Raw genomic sequence first — 6,885 nt, 5'->3', positions numbered from 1 at the left:
CTTCTTGATAGATTATCTCGCCCTCTTTGCGTAAAATTTTGGGATTTATGATTTCCAGCAGATCCTCTTTGCGTTGCTCCTTGCTCTCTTCGTCGACTAAATTTATGATCAAAATTTGCTTAGCCTCGCCAGTTTGGATAGCAGCTAGTCCGATGCCGTTTTTAGCGATCATGGTTTCATACATATCATCTAAAAAATTATGCAACTTTTCATCAAAAACTTTCACTTCAAGCGATTTGACGAAAAGTTTTTTGTTCGGATAGGTTAGGATTTCTAGTATCATTTTTCAGTCTTGTCCTCTAGTACCAAAAAGTGTTCGCCGTCTCTACCAGTGTTTACAAGCGAATCAAGCGCCAAAGAAAGCATCTCCTCGATAGTTTTTGTCATGTTTAGATCAAAAGTGACCACTTCCATATCAAACTCGTATTTCTCTCCATTTAGCATGAAAGAGGTGTCGTAAAACATATCGGTTATACGTTTGCAGGCTTTTTGTGCGCCGCTTATGTCGGTATGCTTCATCAGCATAGCAAAACATCCTCCGCCGTAGTGCGACAAGATATCGCTACGCCTCGATGTACGAAGCAACATGCGAGATATATTTTTTAAAACGGCCAACTTGCCTTTTGATCCGATGCCATCCAGCGCGCTATCTTTTGGCTTTAGTAGCATAACAGAGGACTTGTAGTCGTATTTTTTTATATTTTCAGACTCGATACCAAGCGTCTTGAGGAAAAATTTTCTATTATATACGTCAAATTTTTCATCATATATAGACTGTTCTTCAACCAGCTTAAAAACCTTACTAATCTCTTCGTAGCTCGTTTTGATAACTTCGATATGCTTGTCCATTAGCGAATTTAGCTTGTTTAAGTCTTCGTTAAAAGAGTTAAAGACGCTTTGTATCGTGATCAAATTTACATTTGGATCTAGGCTTTCCGAGCGTTTTTTGATGATAGTTTTTAAAACTCCCAAATTTTTATATATGAGCGCAACGGCCTGTAGCATGCTTTTTATCTGCATAAAGCTATTTTTGACCTCGCGCTCGATATTGATTTGTCTATCGTCCTCGAGTTTGCCGATCTCGTCTTCGATCTTTATGATCTCGCCGACCTTTTTCTTAAAGTCGTCAGACTGCTTTTCGAGCATCTTTTCAAAAAAAACGGTGTAGTTTTTCGGGATCGAGGGGATATTTTCCTCGGTTAGTTCTTTTATGATCGCCTCGGAAAAACCGTAAATGTTAAACTCGTCCTTTTTGGCTGTTGCGCCTACTTTTTGAGTAGGCGCGCTATTTGCCGCTACGTTTTCGCTTTTTTTGTTGTCTAACTTTATCAAATTTTACTCTTTACTTAAAGCTTTTCTCCAAAACTTTATCTATAAGCCCGTACTCTTTGGCTTCGGCAGAGCTCATGAAAAAGTCCCTGTCGGTGTCTTTTTGGATTTTAGCTAGTTTTTGACCCGTATTTTTAGCTAGGATCGCGTTTAAAATTTCTTTCATACGCAAGATTTCCTTCGCCTGGATCTCTATATCCGTCGCCTGTCCGCGCGCGCCGCCTAACGGCTGGTGGATCATGATGCGTGAATTTGGCAACGCATAACGCTTGCCCTGCGCGCCGCAGCTAAGCAAAAACGCGCCCATAGACGCCGCCTGACCTATACAGATCGTGCAGACGTCGGGCTTGATGTAGTTCATCGTATCGTAAATGCTAAATCCGCTCGTTATCACGCCACCAGGACTGTTTATATATAGATATATGTCTTTGTCCGGATCTTCGGCCTCTAAAAACAGCATCTGAGCCACGATCGCAGACGCCATGCCGTCCTCGATCTCGCCGCTAAGCATTATTATGCGGTCTTTTAGCAGGCGCGAGTAGATGTCGTAGCTTCTCTCGCCCTTGCTCGTACGCTCGATGACGTAGGGGATGTAGTAGCTCATTACTCCGCCTTTTTCTCTTTCTTATCGCTCTTTAGCGCAAACATCTCGTTAAATAGCTTCTCCTCGATCATCGACATTTTGATCGCAGGTAAAATTCCTTGATTTTTATAGTTTTCAAGGTGTTGCTTCGGATCTACGCCTGAGCGATACGCCTCAAAATACACCGCTTGGATCAGCTCTTGATCGCTTACTTTGATATCTCTGCGGCGCGCTAGCTCGTCTATTATAAACGTTAGCTTCACGCTTTTTACGGCGTCGTCGCGGTATGTCTCGCGCTGTTTAGTTAGAGCGTCTTTATCCTCTCTAAATTTAGCCATCTGCTCAGGCGTAAAGCTGCTCCAAGCGCCGCGGAACTGCATATCCATCTCTTGCTCTACGATGTTTTTCGGCACGTCGAAGTTAAATTTAGCCACGATCGCGTCGGCAAATTTAGGCTTTAGCTCCTCGTTTACGTTTTTAGCGTGCTTCTCGGCTTTGATCTGCTCTTTTAGTCTCTCTTCAAACAGCTCGACGCTTACCTTTTCCTCGCCCGGCATGATGCGCTTTAGCGTCTCTTCGTCGATCTCTTCAGGCACTTTTTTACCTTGGATTTCGTGTAGTTTTACTTTAAACGTCGCGTCTTTGCCCGCAAGGTGCGCAGCGCCGTACTCGGCCGGAAATTTAACCTTCACGTCGCGCTCTTCGCCGACTTTTAGCCCGATCATACCGTCCTCAAAGCCAGGTATAAACTGACCAGAGCCGATTTCTAGCAGATAGTTTTCGGCTTTGCCGCCCTCAAACGCCTCGCCGTCTACGAAGCCTTCGAAGTCAAATTTAGCAAAATCGCCCTTTTCAAGCGCCTCTTTTTCCACTTTTTCTAGCGGAGCCATCATTTTTAAAATTTCGTTTTTTCTCTCGTCAATCTCTTTTTTGGTTACGCGCGGAGTGGTGACGCTATCTATCAGCTCCTCGTAGCCGTCGATGTTTATAACGGGTTTAAACGAAAGCTCGATCTCTGCGTCTATCTCGTTCTCGCCTCTATCAAATTTAGTCACGATCGGCTCGCCGATAACTTCTTCAAATTTTCTATTTAGCTCTTTTAGACCTGCATCGATCGCATCTTTTAGCGCGTCTTGCTCGGCATCGGCTGTTAGTTCTTTTTCGTAACGTTTTAGCACTACGTTCACAGGCACTTTGCCCGCTCTAAATCCGTCTATTTTCATATTTTTCGCAGCTTTTTTAGCAGCGTTTTCGAGTTTGGATTTTACGTCCGCGCTCGGTATTTTCGCACTTAGCGAAGCATTTACGGCGTCGATCGCCTTGGTTTTGATTTGCATTAAATTCCTTTAAAAAATAAAAATTTCCTAGAGTGTAGCAAAATTTTCCTTATTCATAGTATAAATTTAAGCGCGCGAAAGGCGAATTTAAGTAAAATCATTTATCAAATTTAGATAGCGAAATGAATCAGGAACGCAAATGCAAGAAAATTTAAAAAATGAAAATTTAAAAAAAGAAAAGTTTGAAAGCTGCGTCGAGCAGATGCTAAATTTAGTCGGCGAAGACCCGCATAGAGAGGGGTTAGCTAAAACTCCCGAGCGCGTTTTTAAAGCTTATGAGTTTTTAACGAGCGGCTACTTTCAAGACCCAAAAGTCGTGCTAAACGACGCGCTGTTTGATAGCTCAAATAACGAAATGGTGCTCGTGCGCGATATCGAATTTTACAGCCTTTGCGAGCATCATTTGCTACCGTTTTTCGGGCGCGTGCACGTGGCCTACATCCCAAATCACAAGGTCGTGGGCCTTAGCAAAATCCCACGCATGGTAAATATCTTCGCTCGCCGCCTGCAAATCCAAGAGCAGCTCACCGAGCAGATCGCAGAAGCCGTGCAAGACGTCATCAAACCAAAAGGCGTTGGCGTCGTCATCGAGGCGCGCCACATGTGCGTGGAGATGCGAGGCGTGGGTAAGATCAACTCGACCACTACCACTTCGGCGCTGCGAGGATGTTTTTTAAGTAGCAGCGAGACTAGGCGCGAATTTTTCTCTCTCATAAATTCGCACAAAGAAGTGAGATTTTAGTGAATTTAGATAGCTTAAAATCAAAACTGGGCGCAAATTTATCTCTCTCTAGCGTCTTTGGCGTGATCGAGCGAATTTCTGCTACGACGATAGAGATCTCGGGACTACGCCCCAGCATCGGCGACATTGTGCAAATTTGCGCTAAAGATAAGAGCAAAAGCGGACTAGCGATGGTGACCGAGGTGCGGCAAAATACCGCACTCATCTCGCCTTTTGGCTTTGTAGAAGGCTACAAGATCGGCGACTTCGTCTATCAAAGCGACCAAGGTATGAAAATACCCGTCGGAGACGCTCTTTTGGGGCGCGTAGTGGATCCTTTTATGAATCCAAAAGACGGCAAAGGCGCGATCGCTACGACCGAGTACGCTCCGATCATGCAAGCTCCGATCGATGCGATGAAGCGCGGACTAATAGATGAAATTTTTAGCGTCGGGGTTAAAAGCATCGACGGGCTGCTAACCTGCGGCAAAGGCCAAAAACTTGGCATTTTCGCGGGCTCTGGCGTAGGTAAAAGTACGCTCATGGGCATGATAGTAAAAAACTCGCAAGCCCCGATCAAGGTAGTTGCCCTCATCGGCGAGCGCGGCCGCGAGGTGCCGGAGTTTATCGAGAAAAATTTACGCGGCGATCTAAGCGGCACCGTCGTCATCGTAGCCACCAGCGACGATAGCCCGCTGATGCGAAAATACGGCGCCTTTTGCGCTATGAGCGTGGCAGAATACTTCAAAAACCAAGGCAAAGACGTGCTTTTTATCATGGATAGCGTGACGAGGTTTGCAATGGCGCAGCGAGAGATCGGTCTGGCGCTGGGCGAACCGCCGACGTCTAAGGGCTACCCGCCATCCGTACTCACCCTGCTACCTCAGCTGATGGAGCGTGCGGGCAAAGAGGAAGGCAAGGGCAGCATAACGGCCTTTTTTACCGTGCTAGTAGACGGCGACGACATGAGCGACCCGATAGCCGACCAGAGTCGCTCGATCCTAGACGGACATATCGTGCTTAGCCGCGAGATGACGGACTTTGGCATCTACCCGCCTATAAACATCCTAAACTCCGCCTCGCGCGTGATGAGCGACATCGCGACCAAAGAGCACAGAGCAAACGCCGCCAAGCTAAAACGTCTCTACTCACTTCTAAAAGAAAACGAGGTCCTGCTACGCATCGGCGCGTATCAAAAGGGCAGCGACAAAGAGCTAGACCTTGCCATCTCGAAAAAAGAATTTATAGATAACTTCCTAAAACAAGACGCCGAAGAGGGCTTTAGCTTCGAGCAGACGCAAGAGCTGCTAGGCGGGATAAATTAGTCAATTTTAGGCTTCGCAGGCAAATTTGGCGCACGATTTATCCTGCCGGTTCTTAAATTTGATGGGTTAAATTTAAGCCGAATATTTTTATCGCACGGCGCACAAAGGATCAAATTTGAGCAGAAACTACGACGAAAATCCGCTGATTTTACAGGATGATTTTTACGTTATCGCGCTTAGTTGCGTATTCTTGCTCGGCTTTAACCTTTTTATGACGTTTTTTATATTTTTTAGCGGCATGATAGATTGGCAAAGCGGCTCATTTTGGGAGGTTTTTAGGGCAGAGGCGATGCGAGACCCTAGGTTTGCTTCGATGTTTGGTAGCGGTATTCTTATGAATATTTTAGCCGCCGCCGACCTAATCAAAAAACTCAAAAATCCCTCGCTCGTTTACCTTTACGAGGATAAAATTTACCAAACCAAAAAGGGAGTAACGATAAATTTAGCAGATATCGCCCAAATGCGAAAATCGCCCTATCAAATTTTAGGAGCGATACCAAAGAAACCGCTTTCCGCGGTAGTGATCCCGTTTATGTTCGTATTGGCCGCATTTATTTTTTATGCGCTGATTTTTATCGTAAAATGCGTGCTTAGAGCCTTTGATAAGGACGTAAATTTAAGCTACTTTTGCAACCTTGCCCTGTTTAGCCAAACGAGCGTTATAAATATTTATTTCATCTCAAAATCAGACTACGCCGCGGTTCGGGAGTATTTTGCGTCAAAGCTGTGCACAGACGTCGCGGATGTACCTTGGACGATCAAATTTTACGACGCCAGAAACATTTAGCAGCCTTAAATTTGACGCTCGCTCTCGTCTTTATTGTGCGTCAAATTTAACCGAGCAAAGATATAAATTTATCCCGAGTCGGCGAAAAATTCGGATTTATTTCGCCGAATTTCACTCAAAATACAAAAATTTTAATTTTTAAATTTTCTAAAACCTTAAGAAATCAAACTAAGTTTAGGATATATTTTATCTTTTTATCTCAAATTTGACCGAAACGGCGATGTTTTGCTTATTTGATAAGGAATTTCAATATATAAACTCTATCAAAAACCGCTTAAATTTGAAAAAACTAAGCTAAAATTTTAATCAAAAATTTATAAAATTTGTTATATTATCGTCGCGAAAATAAAAGGGATAAAATATATCCTAATTGATAAAGGTCAAGCGTGAGAGTATATCTAGACAACAATGCCACGACGATGGTCGATCCCGAAGCTTTCGAGCTTATGAAGCCGTTTTTTTGCGAAAAATACGGCAATCCAAACTCGCTTCATAGATTCGGCTCCGAGACGCACCCCGCGCTTCGCCGCGCGATGGATCAGCTCTATGCGGGCATAAACGCGAGCGATAACGACGACATCGTGGTCACGGGCTGCGCCACCGAGAGCAACAACTGGGTGGCTAAGGGCGTATTTTTCGATCATATATTAAATAAAGACAAAGATCACGTCATAATTAGCGCCGTCGAGCACCCGGCGATCTCGGCGACATTTGAGTTTCTCAAAAAATACGGCGTTCGCGTGAGCCGCGTGCCAGTAAACGAAAACGGCCTGCTCGATCCAAACGACCTAAGAAAGCTCATC

General features: G+C 44.6%; 8 protein-coding genes. 4 read left to right on the top strand and 4 right to left on the bottom strand.

Annotation, left to right across the window (positions count from 1 at the left end; genetic code table 11):
- From Q0314_RS10440 to tig, 4 genes are all read right to left on the bottom strand, one after another.
- Positions 1 to 283, bottom strand: a 283-nt coding sequence (locus Q0314_RS10440; protein ID WP_298058794.1) for a peptide deformylase, incomplete at its 3' end; no start/stop codon positions are given.
- Positions 280 to 1,332, bottom strand: a complete 1,053-nt coding sequence (locus tag Q0314_RS10435) for a diguanylate cyclase (protein ID WP_298058793.1) — start codon at positions 1,330 to 1,332, stop codon at positions 280 to 282. The genes Q0314_RS10435 and Q0314_RS10440, both read right to left, overlap by 4 nt.
- 10 nt (positions 1,333 to 1,342) lie before the next feature.
- On the bottom strand, positions 1,343 to 1,933 hold the full coding sequence (clpP, locus tag Q0314_RS10430; protein WP_002949394.1) for an ATP-dependent Clp endopeptidase proteolytic subunit ClpP: 591 nt from the start codon (positions 1,931 to 1,933) through the stop codon (positions 1,343 to 1,345).
- Positions 1,933 to 3,249 (bottom strand): trigger factor, encoded by a 1,317-nt coding sequence (gene tig / locus Q0314_RS10425; RefSeq protein ID WP_298058792.1) that lies wholly within the window; start codon positions 3,247 to 3,249, stop codon positions 1,933 to 1,935. Before tig ends, clpP begins: the two co-directional genes overlap by 1 nt.
- Before the next feature lie 139 nt (positions 3,250 to 3,388).
- Between tig and folE the strand changes: the two genes are divergently transcribed.
- The 4 genes from folE to Q0314_RS10405 all read left to right on the top strand — a co-directional run.
- Entirely contained in the window at positions 3,389 to 3,991 is a 603-nt protein-coding gene (gene folE, locus Q0314_RS10420) for a GTP cyclohydrolase I FolE (protein WP_298058791.1), read from the top strand.
- Entirely contained in the window at positions 3,991 to 5,295 is a 1,305-nt protein-coding gene (gene fliI, locus Q0314_RS10415; RefSeq protein ID WP_298058789.1) for a flagellar protein export ATPase FliI, read from the top strand. The genes folE and fliI overlap by 1 nt, the downstream gene beginning before the upstream one ends.
- Before the next feature lie 115 nt (positions 5,296 to 5,410).
- Positions 5,411 to 6,082 carry a hypothetical protein gene (locus Q0314_RS10410; RefSeq protein ID WP_298058787.1) on the top strand — a complete coding sequence of 224 codons (672 nt, stop codon included), beginning with the start codon at positions 5,411 to 5,413 and terminating at the stop codon, positions 6,080 to 6,082.
- A 386-nt stretch (positions 6,083 to 6,468) separates the two neighbouring features.
- The coding region (locus Q0314_RS10405) for an aminotransferase class V-fold PLP-dependent enzyme (RefSeq protein ID WP_298058785.1) at positions 6,469 to 6,885 on the top strand (417 nt) is incomplete at its 3' end.

The sequence above is a fragment of the uncultured Campylobacter sp. genome, assembly GCF_938040115.1.
GTDB lineage: Bacteria > Campylobacterota > Campylobacteria > Campylobacterales > Campylobacteraceae > Campylobacter_A.
This window is presented reverse-complemented; position numbering and strand designations above follow the sequence as displayed.